The sequence below is a fragment of the Dongia sp. genome (assembly GCF_041910485.1).
Classification (GTDB): domain Bacteria; phylum Pseudomonadota; class Alphaproteobacteria; order Dongiales; family Dongiaceae; genus Dongia.
In genome coordinates, this window is the sequence record NZ_JAYRQR010000018.1 from 22961 (window position 1) to 42281 (window position 19321).

The following is a 19321-nucleotide window of genomic DNA, read 5'->3' on the forward strand; positions in this document are numbered from 1 at the left end:
AAACGTGGGGCGATCGCTTTCGTTCGGGACCCATTGAGATCAGGGGAAAGAGCCGATGCAGGACATCCTGAAACAGCTCGAGGAAAAGCGCGCGGCCGCGCGTGCCGGTGGCGGCAAGAAGCGCGTCGAGGCGCAGCATTCCAAAGGGCGCCTCACGGCGCGCGAACGCATCGAATTGCTGCTCGACCCGGATTCCTTCGAGGAATGGGACATGTTCGTCGAGCATCGCTGCCACGATTTCGGCATGGGCTCGCAGCGCGTCCCCGGTGACGGCGTCGTCACCGGCTACGGCACCATCAACGGCCGCCTCGTCTTCGTCTTCAGCCAGGATTTCACCGTCTTCGGCGGCTCGCTCTCCGAAGCCCATGCCGAGAAGATCTGCAAGGTGATGGAGCAGGCGATGCGCGTCGGCGCCCCCGTCATCGGCATCAACGATTCCGGCGGCGCCCGCATCCAGGAAGGTGTGGCCTCGCTCGCCGGTTATGCCGAAGTGTTCCAGCGCAACATCATGGCCTCGGGCGTCGTGCCGCAGATCAGCGTCATCATGGGCCCCTGCGCCGGCGGTGCCGTCTATTCGCCGGCCATGACCGATTTCATCTTCATGGTGAAGGACAGTTCCTACATGTTCGTCACCGGTCCCGACGTGGTGAAGACCGTGACGCATGAGACCGTGACTTTCGAACAGCTGGGCGGCGCCCTGACGCACAGCCAGAAATCGGGCGTTGCCGATTTGGCCTTCGAGAACGATGTGGAGGCGCTGCTTGAAGTACGCCGCTTCGTCGACATGCTGCCGGCTTCGAACCGTTCGAAGGCGCCGCAGCGTCCGTCTCCCGACCCGATCGACCGGGACGAGATGTCGCTCGACACGCTGATCCCGTCCAATCCGAACAAGCCCTATGACATGAAGGAACTCATCACCAAAGTGGTGGATGAGGGCGACTTCTTCGAACTGCAGCCCAATTATGCGCGCAACATCCTGACGGGCTTTGCCCGTATGGGTGGCGAGACGGTGGGCATCGTCGCCAACCAGCCGATGGTGCTGGCCGGCTGCCTCGACATCGATTCCAGCCGCAAGGCGGCGCGCTTCGTGCGCTTCTGCGATTGCTTCGACATTCCCATCGTCACCTTCGTCGACGTTCCGGGCTTCCTGCCCGGCACCACGCAGGAGCACGGCGCCATCATCAAGCACGGCGCCAAGCTGCTCTTCGCCTATGGCGAGGCGACAGTGCCGAAGGTCACGGTCATCACAAGGAAGGCCTATGGCGGCGCCTATGACGTCATGAGCTCGAAGCATCTCAGGGGTGACGTCAACTTCGCCTGGCCGACGGCGGAAATCGCCGTGATGGGCCCCAAGGGCGCCGTCGAGATCATCTTCCGCGCCGATATCGGCGACGCGGCCAAGATCGCGGAGCGGACCGAGGAATACCGGCAGAAATTCGCGACGCCCTTCGTCGCGGGTGCGCGCGGCTTTATCGACGACGTCATCATGCCGCATTCGACGCGCAAGCGGATCTGCCGCTCGCTTGCCATGCTCAGGGACAAGAAGATCGAGAATCCCTGGAAGAAGCACGACAACATCCCGCTTTGATAAGTCGGGGCGGGAGAAGAGACGCATGTTCAAGAAAATCCTGATTGCCAATCGCGGTGAGATCGCCTGCCGCGTCATCAAGACCGCCAAGCTCATGGGCATCAAGACCGTGGCCGTCTATTCCGAGGCCGATGCCGACGCCCTCCATGTGCGCATGGCGGATGAGGCTGTGGCGATCGGCCCGGCGGCCGCGCGCGACAGCTACCTCGTCATCGAAAAAATCGTCGACGCCTGCAAGGCGACCGGCGCCGAGGCGGTCCATCCCGGTTATGGCTTCCTGTCGGAGAACATGAAGTTCGCCGAGGCGCTGAAGAAGGCAAAGATTGCCTTCATCGGCCCAGACCCCCACGCCATCCACGCGATGGGCGACAAGATCGAGTCGAAGAAGCTCGCCAAGGAAGCCGGCGTCAACATGGTGCCGGGCTTCCTCGACGTCATCAAGGATGCCGACCATGCGGTGAAGATCGCGCGCGAAATCGGCTATCCGGTGATGGTGAAGGCCTCCGCCGGCGGTGGCGGCAAGGGCATGCGGGTCGCCTATAACGACGCCGAGACGAAAGACGGTTTCCGCTCGGCGACAGCGGAAGCCAAGGCAAGTTTTGGCGACGACCGAATCTTCATCGAGAAGTTCATCGAAGAGCCGCGCCATATCGAAATCCAGGTCCTGGCGGACGGCCACGGCAACTGCCTGTACCTCGGCGAGCGCGAATGTTCGATCCAGCGCCGCCACCAGAAGGTGATCGAAGAGGCACCGTCGCCCTTCCTCGACGAAAAGACCCGCGCCGCCATGGGCGAACAGGCGGTGGCTTTGGCGAAGGCCGTCAAATACAAATCGGCCGGCACGGTCGAGTTCATCGTCGACGGCAAGCGCAATTTCTATTTCCTTGAGATGAACACGCGCCTGCAGGTCGAACATCCGGTCACGGAAATGGTGACGGGCCTCGATCTGGTCGAACAGATGATCCGTGTTGCCGCCGGCGAGAAGCTTGGTTTCAAGCAGGCCGACGTGAAGCTCAAGGGCTGGGCGATCGAAGCCCGCGTCTATGCCGAAGATCCCTTGCGCAACTTCCTGCCGTCGACCGGTCGTCTGGTGCGCTACCGCGAGCCGGTGAACGGCAGTTCGGTCCGTGTCGATTCCGGCGTCTATGAAGGCGCCGAGATCAGCATGTTCTACGATCCGATGATCGCCAAGCTGGTCGGTTATGGCGCCGACCGCAAGGCGGCCACCCAGGCGATGCGCGAGGCGCTGGATGCCTTCTATATCCGCGGCCTCAACCACAACATGCCGTTCCTCTCGGCGCTCATGGCGCATGAGCGCTTTGCAGCCGGGCGCCTCACCACCGGCTTCATTGCCGAGGAATTCCCCGACGGGTTCCACGGTGTCGAGCTGAAGGCCGAGGCGCGGTCCGATCTGGTGGCCGTCGCGGCCATCATCCATCATCGCTATGAGCTGCGCGCTCATGAACGCGCGCCCCATTTCCAGGCCAATGGCAGCGCCGTTGCCGGCAAGTGGATTGTGAAGCTGGGGTCGGAAAAGCACGAGGCGACGGTGGCCGAGACGGCGGCGGGTTTTGCCGTGATCGCCGACAAAAAGAGCCATGAGCTGGTCAGCGACTGGAAGCTCGGCGACGTGCTGTGGCGCGGCCGCATCGACGGTCGCAGCATCACGGTGCAGATCGACCGGGTCGGCGTCGGCTATCGCCTGACCTATGCCGGCGCCCAGGCCAATATCCTGGTGCTGACGCCGCGCGCGGCCGAGCTCGACAAGCATATGCTGGTCAAGCAGCCGCCCGACATGTCGAAGTTCCTCCTCTCGCCGATGCCGGGCCTCCTGGTCTCGCTCGCCGTGAAGGAAGGCCAGGAAGTGAAGGCCGGCGAAGAACTGTGCGTGGTCGAAGCCATGAAGATGATGAACATCCTCAAGGCTGAGCGCGACGGCACGGTCGCCAAGATCGCCGCCAAGGCGGGCGACAGCCTCGCCGTCGATCAGGTGATCGTGGAGTTCGCCTGATGGCCGAGGCAACGGCCAAGCTGTGCCGCATCACCGGCACGGTCCAGGGTGTCTGGTACCGGGCCTGGACGGTCGAGCAGGCGGCGGCGCGCGGCCTCAATGGCTGGGTGCGCAATCGGCTCGACGGGTCGGTCGAGGCACTCTTTGCCGGTCCTGAAGACTTGGTCATCGACATGATCGCGGCCTGCAGCCAGGGACCCAAAGCCGCGCGTGTCGCGAATGTGGTGGTCGAGGAATTCGCAGGGGACGTGCCGCAGGGATTCGCGCAAACATCCGACGCTTGAAATCAGCGTCGGAGGGCGGGAAATGGATCTGGGAATTGCTGGCAAACGCGCGCTTGTCCTGGGAGCAAGCCAAGGGCTGGGAGCAGCCTCGGCGGCGGCGCTTGCTGCGGAAGGCGTCAGTGTCACCCTGTTGGCCAGGAATGCTGCGAAGCTCCAGGAAAGGGTCGCCGAAATTGCCGGGGCGGGCGGGGTCGCCACGTCCCTCGTCGCCGATCTTACCCGGGCGGGCGATCTTGCCTCCATTCTCGGCGATCAACTCGGTTACGACATCCTCGTCCTCAATTCACCGCCGCCACCGCCCATCAAGGCCGGCACCGTCGACCGGTCCGTCTGGTCGCAGCAATTCGAGGCGATGTTCCTCAATCAGATCGAGCTTGCCGCGCATCTCGTCAAAGGCATGGCGGCGCGCCGCTGGGGCCGCATCGTCTCCATCGCCTCCACCAGCGTGCAGGAACCGATCCCGGGCCTCGTCTATTCCAATGCGCTTCGCGCCGGCCTGCAGGGCTATCTGAAATCGCTCAGCGACGAAGTGGCGGCGCAGGGCGTCACGGTGAATACGGTGGCGCCGGGGTCGTTTGCGACCGAACGCACCCATTCGCTCGATGCCGCCGCCGCCAAGCGCAGCGGCAAGGCCCTCAGCGAGATCCAGGCGGAAGGTGCCAGCGGCATCCCGCTCGGCCGCTATGGCGAACCGGCGGAATTCGGCGCGATGGTCGCTTTCCTCTGCGCGCGGCAATCCTCCTACACGACCGGCGGCTTCTTCCGGGTCGATGGCGGGTCGAGCCGCTGCGGGATCTAGGGGCGCTTTTTCTTCCGCCGCCGCAGGCTTTCGACCAGGGTCATGGTGTTGGGGCAGAAGCTGTGCCAGGCGTCTTCGCTGCTGCGCGCGCCGGCCATCCAGCTGGCACAGGCGCCGTGCGTGCGGCAGCCAAGGCAATTGCCCATCGCCCCGCGCAGCCGCTCCGCCCCGCATTTCGCGGCGACCGTCTCCGGGGTGAGGTCAAGCAGCACCAGCAAGGCGCCGAGCGAACCGCCCGACGATATGCGCCCGGATGGGATTTTTCGGGTTTCCATTTTGCGCCTCCACCATTGCCTCCCCTCATTGATCGGGGTCCCTTTGAACAGGGGTCGCAAAGTGTGCGCCTGGTCCCACCCGCTGCCGATGCGGCGCAAAGGCGCCGCGACGAAGCGCCGCGCCGATTCGGCCGACTTTTAGTCCCCAAACACTTCCGCAAACGCTGCCTTGAGCGCCATGTCGACCTCCGGCATCGTCACCATCTGTCCGAGCTTCGCGAGCGAGGTGACGCCGAAGGGGGTCACGGCACTGTCGCTGATGCCGCAAGGGACGATGCCGCTGAAATGGTCGAGGTCCGGATCGACATTGATGCTGATGCCGTGAAAGCTCACCCAGTGCCTGAGACGGATGCCGATGGCAGCGATCTTGTCCTCGCGCTTCCCGTCGGCGACCCAGAGGCCGACGCGCCCCTCGCGCCGTTCCGCCGTCACGTTGAAGCGGGCGAGCGTGCGAATGACCCATTCCTCAAGGTCATGGACGAAGCGGCGGACATCGGCGCCGCGCTCTTTGACGTTGAGCATCACATAGACGACGCGCTGCCCCGGGCCGTGATAGGTGAACTGGCCGCCGCGACCGCTCTCGAAGACCGGAAATCGGTCGGGGCTGAGGAGATCGCCCGCCTTGGCACTGGTGCCGGCGGTGTAAAGGGGCGGATGTTCGACCAGCCAGATCGTCTCCGGCGCCGTTCCGGCGCGAATCTCTGCGGCGCGTTTTTCCATGAATTCGACCGCTTCCGGGTAGGGAACGGGCAAATCACTGATCCGCCACGCGACTTTTGCCAAATTCTCCACGGCAAGCCCTTTGAATCTTTGGGTTTTTTGTTTGCTTGATCACTGCGTGCCGATTTGCTATTCCCCGCCGCGCTGTCTGGCAAGGGTTCTCGTGATCCTTCGCCCCATGATTAGTGCGGTCGTGGCGGAATTGGTAGACGCGCAGCGTTGAGGTCGCTGTGGGGCAACCCGTGGAAGTTCGAGTCTTCTCGACCGCACCATCATGTTTCTGGCCGAGGCTTCTGCCTCGCGCCGCTATCTTCCTGAATCGAAACTCAAAAAAGCGGGATTTCCATCCTCTTTGGGTGGCATCGCGATAGCCCTTGGCTATAATCCTCGCCCATTAACGAATGGCGGCCCAAACGGGCGCGCTGAATGGCATTTTTGAGGGCGGGCATGGCGGCGGACGACAGCATCAGAGCAGGGGCCCTCGATTATCACCGGAACCCCAAGCCCGGTAAGATCGCCATTGCCGCCACCAAGCCGCTCGCCAACCAGCGCGACCTGGCACTCGCTTATTCGCCGGGTGTCGCCGCCGCTTCCGAAGCGATCGCCGCCGAGCCGGGCCTCGCCGCCGACTATACCAGCCGCGGCAATCTCATTGCGGTCGTGACGAACGGTACCGCCGTGCTGGGCCTCGGCGCCATCGGTCCCCTGGCCGCGAAGCCCGTGATGGAGGGGAAGGCCGTCCTCTTCAAGAAATTCGCCGATATCGACGTCTTCGATATCGAGATCAACGAGACCGATCCCGAGAAGCTGGTCAACATCATCGCGGCTCTCGAACCGACCTTCGGCGGCATCAACCTTGAAGACATCAAGGCGCCCGAATGTTTCGAGGTCGAAGGCAAGCTCAAGGAGCGGATGAAGATCCCGGTCATGCATGACGACCAGCATGGCACGGCCATCGTCGTCGCAGCCGCCCTCATCAACGCACTTGAAGTTGTCGGCAAGAAGATCGGCGATGTGAAGCTGGTGACGTCAGGCGCCGGTGCTGCGGCCTTGGCCTGCCTCGATCTCCTGGTGGCGCTGGGCCTGTCGCCCGCCAACATCACCGTGACCGATATCGTCGGTGTCGCCTATGCGGGCCGCACCGAACTCATGGACCCGCGCAAGGCCAGGTATGCGCGCAAGACCGATGCGCGGACGCTGGCCGACGCGATCAAAGGCGCCGACGTCTTCCTGGGTCTCTCCGCCCCGCGCGTGCTGAAGCCGGAAATGGTGGCCGAGATGGGCGAACGGCCCATCATCTTCGCGCTCGCCAACCCGACGCCGGAAATTCTGCCCGAGGAAGTAAAAGCCGTGCGGCCGGAAGCGGTCATCGCCACGGGCCGGTCCGACTATCCCAACCAGGTCAACAACGTCCTCTGTTTCCCCTTCATCTTCCGCGGCGCGCTCGATGTGGGGGCGACCCAGATTAACGAGGCGATGAAGGTCGCCTGTGTCTATGCGATCGCCAAGCTCGCCCGCGCCGAAAGCAGCGATATCGTGGCCTCGGCCTATGGCGGGCTTGAGATGCAGTTCGGTCCGGAATTCCTGATCCCGAAGCCATTCGATCCGCGCCTCATCGTCGAACTGGCGCCGGCCGTGGCGCGCGCGGCGATGGACAGCGGTGTCGCCACCCGCCCGATCACGGATTGGGATGCCTATCGCGCCGGGCTCGAGCAGTTCGTGTTCCGCTCAGGCCTCGTCATGAAGCCGGTCTTCGAGCGGGCGCGTGCCGACAAGCGCCGCCTGGTCTATGCCGAAGGCGAAGAAGAACGCGTGTTGCGGGCCGTGCAATCGGTGGTCGATGAGCGCTTGGCCTATCCCATCCTGGTCGGCCGCCGTGCCGTGGTCGAGCGGCGCATCGAGAAGATCGGCCTGCGCCTCACGGAGGGCCGCGATTTCGAACTCTGCGATCCGGAAGGCGATCCCCGCTATAACGATTATTGGAACTTCTATCTGTCGCTGACCGAACGGCGCGGCGTCACCCCGGATTCCGCGCGCACGCTGGTGCGCACGCGCAACACGCTCATCGCCTCGCTGATGGTGCGCCGGGGTGAAGCCGACGCGCTCATCTGCGGCACGGTCGGCCGGTTCGAGCGCCATCTGGGGTACGTCAACGAAGTGATCGGCCGCAAGGCCGGCGTCAAAGCCTATTCGACCCTGACCGCCGTGCTGCTCACCTCCGGCACCTTCTTCATCACCGATACCGAGGTGACGCACAATCCGACCGATGAGGAAGTGGCGGAAAGTGCCGTCATGTCGGCGGCCTGGCTGCGCCGCTTCGGCATCGCGCCCAAGGCGGCGCTCCTCTCGCATTCCAATTTCGGCAGTTCCGATTCCGAATCCGCGCGCAAGATGCGCCGGGCGCTCGGCCTCATCCTGCAGCGTGACCCGGAATTGGAGGTCGAAGGCGAGATGAAGGGCGATTCCGCCGTCTCCGAAGCGATCCGCGAGCGCCTCTTTCCGTCGTCGCGCCTCAAGGGCCGCGCCAATCTCCTGGTCATGCCCAATCTCGATGCCGCCAACATCACGCTCAACCTGCTGCGGTTGTTGGGCGAGGGGCTCTCGATCGGGCCGATCCTGCTCGGGACCAATCTCCCCGCCCATATCGTGTCGCAAAGCATTTCCGTGCGCGGCCTCATCAACATGAGCGCCGTCGCCGCCGTCGAGGCCCAGGACAAGAAGTCCCGCGAGGCGGCAAGTCATGGCCGGCCCTGAGGAGAAGAAGCCAGCCCCGGAAGAGGAAGACCGGCCGACCATCGTCGAGACGGTCGACGAGGAAGAGCTTTACGGCCCGTCCGAAGAATTGCTGGAGAATATCAACGCGGCCTTGAGCGCCGGTGATATTCCCGTTGTCGAATCGCTCATCGAGCCGCTGCACCCGGCCGATGTCGCCGATCTCATCGAACATCTCGAACCCGAGCAGCGCAAACTCTTCCTCGACATCACCCGCCATGCGCTCGAGGCCGAGACCATCTCGCACCTCGACGAGGCGCTGCGCGAGGAAGTGGTCGAGCAGATGGCACCGGCGGAACTCGCCGAAGTCGTCACCGAGCTCGACACCGACGACGCCGTCGACCTTCTCGAAGATCTCGATGCCGACACGCAGCAGCAGGTGCTCGACAGCCTGCCGGCCGAGGAGCGCGTCTATATCGAGCAGGGCCTCACCTTCCCGGAAGACAGCGCAGGCCGCCTGATGCAGCGCGAACTGGTCGCCATCAGCGATCAGTGGAATGTCGGCGAAACGATCGATTACCTGCGCAAATCTGAGGATCTGCCGGACGATTTCTACGATCTCTATATCGTCGACGGCAGCCAGAAGCCGGTGGGTTCCGTGCCGCTGTCGCGCGCCATCCGGTCGGAACGCGACACCAAGATGACCGACATCATGGACGAGGAGCTGCATCTCGTCCCCGCCGACACCGATCAGGAAGCGGTCGCCTATATTTTCCGCCAATATGCCCGCGTCTCGGCACCCGTGGTGGATGGCGACGGACGCCTCATCGGTGTCATCACAGTCGATGACGTGGTCCGCGTCATCGATGAGGAGGCGGAAGAAGACCTCCTCAACATCGTCGGCGTGTCGGATACCGATTTCCATGCCCCCGCTTACAAGACCGCTTTCTTGCGCGTGCGCTGGCTGGTGGTAACGCTCATCAACACGCTCATCGCCAGCTTCGTCATCTCGCGCTTCGAAGGGACGATCGGTCACTATCCGGCCTTGGCCGTCCTCATGCCGATCACGGCGGCGATGGGCGGCAATGCTGGCGTGCAGGTCATCACGGTGACGGTGCGGGCGCTGGCGACCCGCGACATCACGCCCAATTCCAACATCATGCGCCTCATCTCCAAGGAATTGGCGGTGGGCCTCATGAATGCCGTGGTCTTCGCCATCATCCTCGGCGCCGTCGGCGGCTATTGGTTTGGTCATGTCGGTTTGGGTTTCGTGCTGGGCGGCGCCATGATCTTCAACATGGTCTGGGCGGGATTTGCCGGCACCGTCATCCCCCTCGTCATGGACCGGATCGGCCTCGATCCGGCAACAGGGGCAGGGCCGTTCCTCACCACCACCACCGACTGCCTCGGCTTCTTCGCGTTCCTTGGCCTCGCCACCTTGTTCCTGACCTGATTGGGTGGCAGGATGCCGCCCACGTCAGAGCGAGGTGGTGTCATGACTTTCGCGACTCTCGATTTCGATCTCGGCGAAACGGCGGACGCTTTGCGGGAAAGTGTGGCGGCCTTCGCCGCCGCGGAGATTGCGCCGCGCGCCGATGCGATCGACCGCGACAATGATTTCCCGGCCGACCTCTGGCGCAAGTTCGGCGCGATGGGCCTTCTCGGCATCACGGTCGAGCCTGAATATGGCGGCGCCGGCATGGGCTATCTCGAGCATGTCATCGCGATGGAGGAGATCAGCCGGGCCTCGGCCTCCGTGGGCCTTTCCTATGGCGCCCACAGCAATCTCTGCGTCAACCAGATTCGGCGCAACGGCAACGCCGCGCAGAAGCAGAAGTACCTGCCCGGCCTCATCGACGGCAGCAAGGTGGGCGCCCTCGCCATGAGCGAGCCCGAAGCCGGTTCGGATGTCGTCTCGATGCGGCTCAAGGCCGATGCCGTTCCGGGCGGCTTCGTGCTCAACGGTGCCAAGATGTGGATCACCAATGGGCCGGATGCCGACACGCTCATCGTCTACGCCAAGACCGATATCGCGGCTGGCCCCCGCGGCATCAGTGCCTTCATCGTCGAGAAGGGCGACAAGGGCTTCTCCTGTGCCCGGAAGCTCGACAAGTTGGGCATGCGCGGTTCCAACACGGGCGAGTTGGTCTTCGCCGATTGTTTCCTGCCCGAGGAACGGCTGCTGGGCACGCTCAACGGCGGCGTCCGCGTCCTCATGAGCGGCCTCGATTACGAGCGCGCGGTGCTTTCCGGCGGGCCGCTCGGCATCATGCAGGCGGCCCTCGACCTCGTTATCCCCTACGTCCACACACGCCGGCAGTTCGGACAAGCCATCGGCACCTTCCAGCTGATGCAGGCCAAGATCGCCGACATGTATACCGAGATGAACGCCGCCCGCGCCTATGTCTATGCGGTGGCGAAGGCCTGCGACAAGGGTCGGACCTCGCGCAAGGATGCGGCCGGTGCCATCCTCTTTTCGGCAGAAAAGGCGACGAAGCTGGCGCTCGACGCGATTCAGTCCCTTGGCGGCAACGGCTATATCAACGATTATCCGGCCGGCCGCCTGCTGCGCGACGCCAAGCTCTATGAGATCGGCGCCGGTACGTCGGAGATCCGCCGCATGCTGATCGGCCGTGAATTGTTCGAAGAAACCGCCTGACAGAAGCAAGGAAAGTGAAATGCCCCGCCAATTGATTTCTTCCGGTTCCGCCTTCGAAAAGGTCGCCGGCTATTCCCGCGCCGTGGTTGATGGCGACTGGATCTTCGTTTCCGGCACCACCGGCTTCGACTATGCCAAGATGAGCATCTCCGAGGACGTGGTCGAGCAGACCCACCAGACCTTCCGCAATATAGACGCGGCGCTGAAGCAGGCGGGGTCCAGCCTCAAGGACGTGGTGCGGGCCCGCTACATCATCGTCAACCCGGCCGATTGGGAGAAGGTGGCCCCCGTCTTCGGCCAGTATTTCGGCGACGTGCGCCCGGCCTCGACCGCCATCATCTGCGGCCTCGTGGATGCGAAGATGAAGATCGAGATCGAAGTCACCGCCAAGCGCCAGTAAGGGGGCAGCCATGGCGACCGTTCTCATCACTGGTGCCAATCGCGGGATCGGCCTGGAACTGGCCCGGCAATATGCCGCCGCCGGCTGGGATGTCATCGCCTGCTGCCGCAAGCCGAAGGAGGCGGGCGATCTCAAGGCGCTCACGGGCAAGGTCGAGGTGAAGACGCTCGACGTCGCCAAGCCTGCTTCGATCGCCAAGCTCACTGCGGCGCTGAAATGGCGCGGCATCGACGTGCTTCTCAACAATGCCGGCATCCTCGGGCGCCGCGTCGGCTTCGGCAAGGCGGAGACGAAGGAGTTCCTCGCCGTCATGCAGGTCAATGCGCTGGGCCCGCTGCTGATGGCCGAGAGCTTCTGGCCGCTGGTCAAGAAATCGAAGCAGAAGAAGATGGTCGCCATCACTTCCGGCATGGGTTCGATCGCCAGCGGCGCCAACGGCGGCTCCTATGCCTACAGAAGCTCCAAGGCGGCGCTCAATATGGTGATGAAGAATCTGGGCAACGATCTGTCGGCCAAGGGCATCCTCACCGCGGCGATCAGCCCCGGCTGGGTGAAGACCGACATGGGCGGCAAGAGTGCGCCGCTCGCGGTCCAGGACAGTGCCGCCGGGATCATTCAAGTAATTGGTGGGCTCGATGCCGCGAAGTCCGGCGGCTTCTTCAATTACAATGGCGACACGATCCCCTGGTGACAATCATGACCGCCGGACCCATCGAATTCTTCTTCGACTTTTCCTCGCCCTACGGCTATCTCGCCGCGCACCGGATCGAGGAAGTGGGTGAAGCCTTCGGGCGCAAAGTTCTTTGGCGCCCCATTCTGCTGGGTGCCGTCTTCAAGGCGACCGGGCAGACGCCGCTGGTGAGCCAGCCCTTGCGCGGCCCCTATCACAAGCACGATCTCCTCCGCACGGCCCGGCGCCTCAAGCTGCCCTTCTGCTTTCCTGCGGATTTCCCGATGGCGACGATCGCCGCTGCCCGCGCCTTCTATGCGCTGGAAGCGCAAGCACCCCAGGACGCCAAGAAACTGGCCCTCGCCTTGTTCGATGCGGCCTTTGCCCAGGGCATCAATATCAGCACCCGCGAGAGCGTGCTGGATGTCGCCGAGAAAGCCGGTCTCGACCCTGCCGCCGTCGCCGCCGGCATCGAGGACGGAGGCGTGAAGCAGCGCCTCAAGGACGAGACCGACGGCGCCATCGCCCGCAACATTTTCGGTTCCCCCTTCTTCGTCGTCGACGGCGAGATGTTCTGGGGCAATGACCGCATCCCCGACCTCAAGGACTGGCTCGCCACCGGCGGCTGGTAGAAATCACAGGACAGGAAAAGACCATGCTCGACCAATCGCTCGCTGCCGACATCATCGGCGCCGTCAATGCCGGCTTCGATGCCCAGGTGACGGAAACGGCGGCCTTGACCGCACTTCCGTCTCTGCGCGGCCAGGAGGCAACGGCGCAGGATTTCATGGCCGAACGCTATCGTGCGCGCAACCTCGCGGTCGATCACTGGAAGATCAACGTCGCCGATATCGAGCATCTGCCGGGCTTCTCGCCGGTCGCCATCTCCTATGACAATGCCTTCAACGTGGTGGGGACGCACCGCCCGCGCGAGGCGAAGGGCCGCTCGCTCATCCTCAACGGCCATATCGATGTGGTGCCCACGGGGCCGCACGATCTCTGGTCGCGCCCGCCGTTCCAGCCGCATGTCGAAGGTGATTGGCTTTATGGCCGCGGCTCGGGCGACATGAAGGCCGGCCTCTATGCCTGCCTCGCCGCCTTCGATGCGCTCGACCGGCTGGGTCTGCGCCCCGCCGCCCCCGTCCATCTGCAATCGGTCGTCGAGGAGGAATGCACCGGCAATGGTGCACTTGCTTGCCTGCAGCGCGGCTACCGGGCCGAGGCGGCGATCATCCCGGAACCGATGGGCGATGCGGTGCTGAAGGCGCAGCTCGGCGTCATGTGGTTCCAGGTAAAGCTCCGGGGGAAACCCGTGCATGTGGCTTACGCCGGCACCGGCTCCAACGCCATCGAAGCCGCCTATCCTATCATCCAGGCGCTGCACACGCTGGAGGAGCGCTGGAACAAAGACCGCCACGAAATCTGGGGCGAGCACAAGCACCCGATCAATTTCGTCGTCTCCAAGATCGAAGGCGGCGATTGGACCTCAAGCGTCCCCGCCTGGTGCACCTTCGACATGCGCATCTCGTTCTTTCCGGGGATGGAACTTGCCCGCGTGCGGCAGGAAGTCGAGGATACGGTGCGCGCTGCGGCCGCCGGCCATTCCTACCTCGCCAACAACCCGCCGCAGGTGGTCTATCACGGCTTCCAGGCCGAACCCTATGTGCTGAAGAACGGCGATGCCGCCATCGCCTGCCTCGAAGGCGCACACCGCTTGGCCTTCAATGCGGAGCTCCCCAAGATCGCAACGACGGCCACGACCGATGCGCGATTCTTCGGCCTCTATGCCGACACGCCGGCTCTCGTCTATGGCCCGCTCTCGGAAGACATTCACGGTTTCGACGAACGCGTCTCGCTCTCATCCTTGAAGAAGATCACGCAGGGCATCGCCCTCTTCATGGCCGATTGGTGCGGTGTCGAGAAGAGGTGAGGGCGGGAATGCTGCTAAAGTCTCTTCTGGCGCAGGTGCTGGTGTTCATGCTGACAGCCTGTGCCTCTCAGGTGCCGGCGCGTACGACTAAGGCAGATTCTGGACCATGCGGAGCGCTGACGCTGGATGAATGCATGTCGTTAATGGATCGGCAGCAGATGGGAGATGTGCAACGCGTCGGCACATTGATGGCAGCTGGCGCCGCAAACTTGTCAAAAGACAATCCAAGCGCCGCAAAGATATACTTCGACGAGGTTGTCAAACAGGATGCGGACAACGCTGAAGCATATTTCATGCTTGCGAATTCTGAAGCTGCCCTCGCACTAGAAGCGCAGCAGAAGAACAATGCCCTTGACGATGCCCTGGCGTCAGCCAGCTACGCTATCGCAGGCGTAGATTATGTCCGGGCAATCTCGCTTGATCCAAATAATCAAGCTGCATATTTGGGGGCAGTTGCTGTTTTTGCGCAAAGCGGTGGCTGCGACCTTGCCAGGTCCTTGGGGGAGGCACACAGAGCGCGCTTTGGTCAGAATGACAAGCAAGCAAGCCTGAGCGGCATCATCCAAAAGAAATGCAAATAGTCCCGTGCTGGGATTGGAGCACATGAATCCCGCATTACGCCGACACGCCGGCCCTCGTCTATGGCCCGCTCTCGGAAGACATTTACGGCTTCGACGAACGCGTCTCGCTCTCATCCTTGAAGAAGATCACGCAAGGCATCGCCCTCTTCATGGCCGATTGGTGCGGGGTGGAGAAGAGGTGACGTGACTAGATGATTCATTGTCATCCTCCCGACGTCGGCGAATGCCGACATTGGTTGGCTGCGGCGGAGGATCCACGAGTTGCTTTCGTCAGCCGCCCGCAAACTCGTGGATGGTCCGCCTGCGCGGACCATGACAATCGAAGGAATACGTCCTGCCTTACGGCAGCAGGATGTAGGTCTTGCGCACCGTCTCGTGGATCTCCCATACGCCGAGGCTTTCGGCGGGGAAATAGAGCGCGTCGCCGGCGTTGATCTCGATCACCTGGCCATTCTTGGCATGGAAGGTGGCGCGGCCGCTGATGAAGTGAGCGAATTCCGCCTTGCGGATCTGGCGGTTCCATTTCCCGGGCGAGCATTCCCAGATGCCGAAATCAGGTTCTTTGCCCTTCTCGGTCGGCGAGACGCCGCGCAATTGCGCGACCGGTTCACCGAGCGGTTCCGCGACCTTGCCCCAATCTTCGAGGGCCGCCGAGGGAAGGCCGGCGGTGTTGGCAAGGCGCTTGATCATCTTGGGTACTCCTGGGTGCGATTGAATCGATTGAAGTCGGCTGGAATCAGGAAGGCTCCGGTATCAGGGATGTTCCAGGACGGGCTGGAAGGCCATCGCTTCGGCGAGTGCCGCGTTGAGATCGGCGCTCGACATCTCTGCCTTGTACTTGTCCCTGAGGCCGTTGACGTTCTTGATTTCCTTCGGGTCCTTCAATTGCTGCGACGCGATGGTCAGCCAGACGAAGGCGGATTTCTTGTTGACCGGCCCGCCCTGGCCCATCGCATCCATGATGGCGAGGCCCAGCATGGCGTCGGGGGAGCCCTGTTTGGCGGCACGGCCGTACCATTGTCGCGCCAGCCCGAAATTGGCGGGGCTCGCCCAGCCATATTGGTAATAGCCGGCGAGCTTGTATTGCGCGATCGGGTCTCCCTGCGGCGCCAGTTCCTTCAGCTTCAGATAGGCGCCGACCTTGTCGCCCTCGAGCTCCATCTTCATGACCTGCTGGAGATCTTCCGGCGAGGCAGAAGCGAAAGTGGGGGCGAGAAAGAGCGTGGCGGCGCTGATCGCGGCCGCGAGCATGGGGGCGGTGAATCGGTTCCAGGACATGGGGCGGAGAATTGCCGATCTTGGCGCGCGGCGCAACCTGTGGCCAAGCGCCCCCGGTGCCAAACCCAGTATTGCGTGACCGGGGTCACAGCCAAAGCCGATCTCGCGAAGCCGATCACGGCAAGCAGGCGCTGCCGGGCTGGCTCTCTGGCGATTTGGCAATACCGATCACCGCAGGCCAAGCCGGAAGGCTCGCCTGTTCAACCCACGAATGATGCCGTGACAGGTGGGGCGAATGGCCGCCAGCCGGCCGCAAAGGGCCGGCGGAAGGTCAGTTCGCCTTGCGCTGGCGGGTGAATTCGTCGGTTTCGATGCTGGCAACCAGGTCGCGCACGAATTCGGCCGTCGTCTCCTTGCCGTGCTTCGCCACCAGGGCAAACAGCGCGGCCGAGATCGACATGGTCCCGATCGTGTCGAACGGAACGCCCTTGTTGAAGGCGTCTTCCCAGAAATCATTGAACATGTCGAAGCACAGCTTGCGCTGTTCTTCGTCGGTGACGGGGGGCGAAGACGTCCCCTTGGTCTGAGCCACTGCGATCTCCATAGCCATCTCCTTGAACGGTAGATCGGCCGGATACCAGCAAACCCCGTGCCATGACGGGTTCATGACAGCATCTTGGGGGTCCCGGCCGAAAAACCGTCGAGGCGTGGTGTGGATTAAAGAGACTGAGTCATAACAAGTACTTAACGTGCCGCCAGGGCCGGGTGCGGCGGCAAGATTTGCCGGGCGCCTAGGCCAGGGCCCCCGCAACCGTCATTTCAGGAAATCCGACCCCTCATGGATCTCGATGAGCGTCGGCCCGTCCGCCTTGAAGGCGGCCTTGATCGCCTCCTGCATCTCGGCAAGGCTCCCCGGCCGCACGGCGCGGGCGTGGAAGGCGCGGGCCAGCGCCTGATAGTCGGGATTCTTGGGCTTCACCCCCAGCTCGGGGATGTCGAGCGCGATCATGTCCTTGGCGATCTGCCCGAACGCGTCATTGTTCCAGACGATGATGGGGATCGGCAGCGATTGCTCGACCGCCGTGCCCAGATCCTGGACCGTGAACATGAAGCCGCCATCGCCGGCGACCGCGATGACCGGGCGGTCGGGGCAGGCGATCTTGGCACCGATCGCCGCCGGCACGGCATAGCCCAGGGTCCCGAACCCGCAGGGGTGGAACCAGCAGCGGGGCAGTTCGCAGGGAAAGGTGAAATTGGCGGTATAGGCGATCTGCGTCATGTCGGTGACGACGATGGCGTCCGCCGGCAGGGCCGCCCGCATGGCGTCCAGCACCTTCACATGCTTCTGCTGCAGCGGTGACAGGTCCTTGCGCACCGCGCGGCGGTGGGCGTCGGCGGTGGCGAGGTCCGGCTTCCGTCCACCCTTGATGGCGGCCGTGAGGGCGGCGAGCGTCGGGCCGGCATCCGCCAGCAGGCCGACGGCCGGCGTATAGTCCCGGGCCATCGTGGCGGCGTCGAGATCGATGCGGATCAGTTTGCCGTTGATGGTCAGCAGGTCGACCCAGGAATCCGTCTCGGCCATTTCCGTGCCGACCGCCAGGATCACGTCGGCATCGGCCAGCATCTTCTGCGTGGTGGGGAGGAGCAGGGTCGACCCCAGCGATTGCGGATGGCTGTCGGGAAGGACGCCTTTCCCCGCCGTCGTCGTGACGCAGAGGATGCCCGACTTCTCGACAAATTCCTTCACCTCGGCCGCGCAATCGACCGTGCCGCCGCCGACGATGAGCAGCGGCGCCTTGGCACCGTCGAGCAAGGCAGCCGCTGCCTTGATGTCCTCCGCCTTCGCCACGGGGCGCGACGCTTTCTCGCGTTTGGCATGGGCGACATCGGCGCCCGCTGCCAGCATGTCCAGCGGGAATTCGAGCACCACCGGGCGCGGTCGCCCCGTCTCGAACAATTTGAAGGCGTCGGCGACGGCGCCGGGCAATTCGGCCGCATTCTTCACCGTGCGGGCAAAGCCGGTCAGCGGCGCGATCGCCGCGCGCTGGTCGGTGATCTCATGCAGGCGACCGCGACCCTTGCCCAGATCGCCGCTCGCATTGACGCTGCAGATGACCAGCATGGGAACGGAATCGGAAAAAGCCTGGCCGATAGGTGTCGCCGCGTTCATCAAACCGGGGCCGGTGATAAGGCAGGCGACGCCGGGCCGACCAGATGCGCGCGCATAGCCGTCGGCCATGAAACCGGCGCCCTGTTCGTGACGCACACCGATATGCCGCATCTTGCGATCGGCCAGGCCCCGATAAAGATCCAGCGTATGGACACCCGGAATGCCGAAGACGGTGTCGACACCATAGGTTTCCAGCAAAGCGACGGCTGCGTGACCGCCGATCTGGTTGCCCTTCGAATGCGCGTTCATGTGTTCCCCTGCGACGAGTTTGATTTGGTTGATTTTCTTAGGCTGGTCAAATTTTGGGCGGACCCTGCATTACACTCATGGGGCCCTGCAAAAGTGGCGGAACTCTAGCCCATCAAAGCTCTGTGCAGCAATAGAGGCCGGGCGCTAGAACATTCGGCAGAGGTGCGTTTCATGGATCTGCTGCAGCAACTTGCCGCCATCATCCTGCCGGTGCTGGTGGTGCCGGCCATCGGTTTCATCTGGGCCAAATCCGGCAATCCGTTCGACAACCGCTTCGTGACGCAGCTTGTCACCAATATCGGCACGCCGGCACTGGCGGCCGATGCCTTGACGCGCATCCATGTCGAAACCTCGGCCTTGATCGAGATGGCCGGCCTCACCGCGCTCTGTTTCGCGGGCTTCCTTGTCTTGGGGCTTGTCACGCTCAAGGCGATGAAGCTCCCCAGCCATTCCTATCTGCCGGCGCTCATCTTCCCCAACACCGGCAATATGGGCCTGCCGCTGGCGCTCTTTGCCTTCGGCAATGAAGGCTTGGCCTTTGCCGTCGTCTTCTTCGCGATTTCGATCACGGCGCAATTCACCATCGGCATGTCGCTCGCCTCCGGCAGTTTCAGCGTGCGGCGCCTGCTGCGCATGCCGCTCATCTACGCCATCATCTTCGCGCTGGTGGTGCTGTCCTTCGGCTGGAAACTGCCGGCCTATGTCGGCAACACGCTGCAATTGCTGAGCGGCGTCACCATTCCGCTGATGCTGCTGGCGCTCGGCGTGTCGCTGGCGCAATTGCGCGTGACGCGGCTGCCGCGCAATCTGCTGCTGTCGCTGGTGCGGTTGGGCGGCGGGGCGCTGGTCGGTTTCGGCGTCGGCCATTTCATCGGCGCCTCGCCCCTGGCGACCGGCGTGCTGGTCATCCAGAGCACGATGCCGGTGGCCGTCTTCAACTATCTCTTCGCGCAGTACTATAACCGCGAACCGGCCGACGTCGCCTCGATGGTTGTCATCACGACGGCCTTGTCTTTCGTGACCCTGCCGCTGCTGCTCTATTTCATCCTCTAGGG

General features: G+C 63.5%; 19 protein-coding genes and 1 tRNA gene. 14 read left to right on the forward strand and 6 right to left on the reverse strand.

What is annotated here, in order from left to right; translation table 11 throughout:
• The first annotated feature begins 55 nt into the window (after positions 1-55).
• The 4 genes from ACE3PP_RS05785 to ACE3PP_RS05800 are packed head-to-tail and all read left to right on the forward strand — an operon-like array spanning position 56 to position 4682.
• The gene (locus ACE3PP_RS05785) at positions 56-1588 is read left to right on the forward strand and encodes an acyl-CoA carboxylase subunit beta (protein WP_374379034.1); all 1533 of its coding nucleotides are present in this window, start codon (positions 56-58) and stop codon (positions 1586-1588) included.
• A gap of 25 nt (positions 1589-1613) precedes the next feature.
• Entirely contained in the window at positions 1614-3599 is a 1986-nt protein-coding gene (locus ACE3PP_RS05790) for an acetyl-CoA carboxylase biotin carboxylase subunit (protein ID WP_374379036.1), read from the forward strand.
• Positions 3599-3883 carry an acylphosphatase gene (locus ACE3PP_RS05795; protein ID WP_374379039.1) on the forward strand — a complete coding sequence of 95 codons (285 nt, stop codon included), beginning with the start codon at positions 3599-3601 and terminating at the stop codon, positions 3881-3883. The genes ACE3PP_RS05790 and ACE3PP_RS05795 overlap by 1 nt, the downstream gene beginning before the upstream one ends.
• 22 nt (positions 3884-3905) lie before the next feature.
• Positions 3906-4682, forward strand: coding sequence for an SDR family oxidoreductase (locus ACE3PP_RS05800; RefSeq protein ID WP_374379042.1), 777 nt, complete (start codon positions 3906-3908; stop codon positions 4680-4682).
• Here ACE3PP_RS05800 and ACE3PP_RS05805 read toward each other — a convergent pair.
• Both ACE3PP_RS05805 and lipB read right to left on the reverse strand, forming a co-directional pair.
• Positions 4679-4957, reverse strand: a complete 279-nt coding sequence (locus tag ACE3PP_RS05805; protein WP_374379045.1) for a DUF6455 family protein — start codon at positions 4955-4957, stop codon at positions 4679-4681. The two genes, ACE3PP_RS05800 and ACE3PP_RS05805, sit on opposite strands and share 4 nt — an antisense overlap.
• Before the next feature lie 138 nt (positions 4958-5095).
• Positions 5096-5740 (reverse strand): lipoyl(octanoyl) transferase LipB, encoded by a 645-nt coding sequence (gene lipB / locus ACE3PP_RS05810; protein WP_374379048.1) that lies wholly within the window; start codon positions 5738-5740, stop codon positions 5096-5098.
• A 124-nt stretch (positions 5741-5864) separates the two neighbouring features.
• Between lipB and ACE3PP_RS05815 the strand changes: the two genes are divergently transcribed.
• From ACE3PP_RS05815 to ACE3PP_RS05855, 9 genes are all read left to right on the forward strand, one after another.
• A tRNA-Leu gene (locus ACE3PP_RS05815) sits at positions 5865-5949 on the forward strand.
• Between the two features lie 154 nt (positions 5950-6103).
• Positions 6104-8431: an NADP-dependent malic enzyme gene (locus ACE3PP_RS05820; RefSeq protein ID WP_374379051.1), complete on the forward strand. Its 2328-nt coding sequence runs from the start codon at positions 6104-6106 to the stop codon at positions 8429-8431.
• Complete coding sequence (mgtE, locus tag ACE3PP_RS05825; RefSeq protein WP_374379054.1) at positions 8418-9842, forward strand: magnesium transporter; 1425 nt, start codon at positions 8418-8420, stop codon at positions 9840-9842. Before ACE3PP_RS05820 ends, mgtE begins: the two co-directional genes overlap by 14 nt.
• Before the next feature lie 42 nt (positions 9843-9884).
• Complete coding sequence (locus ACE3PP_RS05830) at positions 9885-11048, forward strand: isovaleryl-CoA dehydrogenase (RefSeq protein ID WP_374379057.1); 1164 nt, start codon at positions 9885-9887, stop codon at positions 11046-11048.
• 19 nt (positions 11049-11067) lie between these two features.
• Complete coding sequence (locus tag ACE3PP_RS05835) at positions 11068-11448, forward strand: RidA family protein (protein WP_374379060.1); 381 nt, start codon at positions 11068-11070, stop codon at positions 11446-11448.
• Between the two features lie 10 nt (positions 11449-11458).
• Positions 11459-12139, forward strand: a complete 681-nt coding sequence (locus ACE3PP_RS05840) for an SDR family oxidoreductase (RefSeq protein ID WP_374379062.1) — start codon at positions 11459-11461, stop codon at positions 12137-12139.
• Positions 12140-12144: 5 nt separating this feature from the next.
• Positions 12145-12750 (forward strand): 2-hydroxychromene-2-carboxylate isomerase, encoded by a 606-nt coding sequence (locus ACE3PP_RS05845; RefSeq protein WP_374379064.1) that lies wholly within the window; start codon positions 12145-12147, stop codon positions 12748-12750.
• 23 nt (positions 12751-12773) lie between these two features.
• Complete coding sequence (locus ACE3PP_RS05850) at positions 12774-14048, forward strand: ArgE/DapE family deacylase (RefSeq protein ID WP_374379066.1); 1275 nt, start codon at positions 12774-12776, stop codon at positions 14046-14048.
• A gap of 8 nt (positions 14049-14056) precedes the next feature.
• Positions 14057-14629 (forward strand): tetratricopeptide repeat protein, encoded by a 573-nt coding sequence (locus tag ACE3PP_RS05855; protein ID WP_374379069.1) that lies wholly within the window; start codon positions 14057-14059, stop codon positions 14627-14629.
• 339 nt (positions 14630-14968) lie between these two features.
• On the opposite strand, the gene ACE3PP_RS05860 is transcribed toward ACE3PP_RS05855, so the two are convergent.
• From ACE3PP_RS05860 to ACE3PP_RS05875, 4 genes are all read right to left on the reverse strand, one after another.
• Entirely contained in the window at positions 14969-15319 is a 351-nt protein-coding gene (locus ACE3PP_RS05860; RefSeq protein WP_374379071.1) for a cupin domain-containing protein, read from the reverse strand.
• Between the two features lie 63 nt (positions 15320-15382).
• A complete protein-coding gene (locus ACE3PP_RS05865; RefSeq protein ID WP_374379074.1) occupies positions 15383-15907 on the reverse strand; it encodes a tetratricopeptide repeat protein in 525 nt (174 codons plus the stop codon).
• 271 nt (positions 15908-16178) lie between these two features.
• On the reverse strand, positions 16179-16451 hold the full coding sequence (locus ACE3PP_RS05870) for a hypothetical protein (RefSeq protein ID WP_374379077.1): 273 nt from the start codon (positions 16449-16451) through the stop codon (positions 16179-16181).
• Between the two features lie 210 nt (positions 16452-16661).
• The gene (locus tag ACE3PP_RS05875; RefSeq protein ID WP_374379080.1) at positions 16662-18266 is read right to left on the reverse strand and encodes a 5-guanidino-2-oxopentanoate decarboxylase; all 1605 of its coding nucleotides are present in this window, start codon (positions 18264-18266) and stop codon (positions 16662-16664) included.
• 171 nt (positions 18267-18437) lie between these two features.
• Here ACE3PP_RS05875 and ACE3PP_RS05880 point away from each other — a divergent pair, with 171 nt between their 5' ends.
• Positions 18438-19319, forward strand: coding sequence for an AEC family transporter (locus ACE3PP_RS05880; RefSeq protein WP_374379083.1), 882 nt, complete (start codon positions 18438-18440; stop codon positions 19317-19319).
• Positions 19320-19321 lie beyond the last annotated feature (2 nt).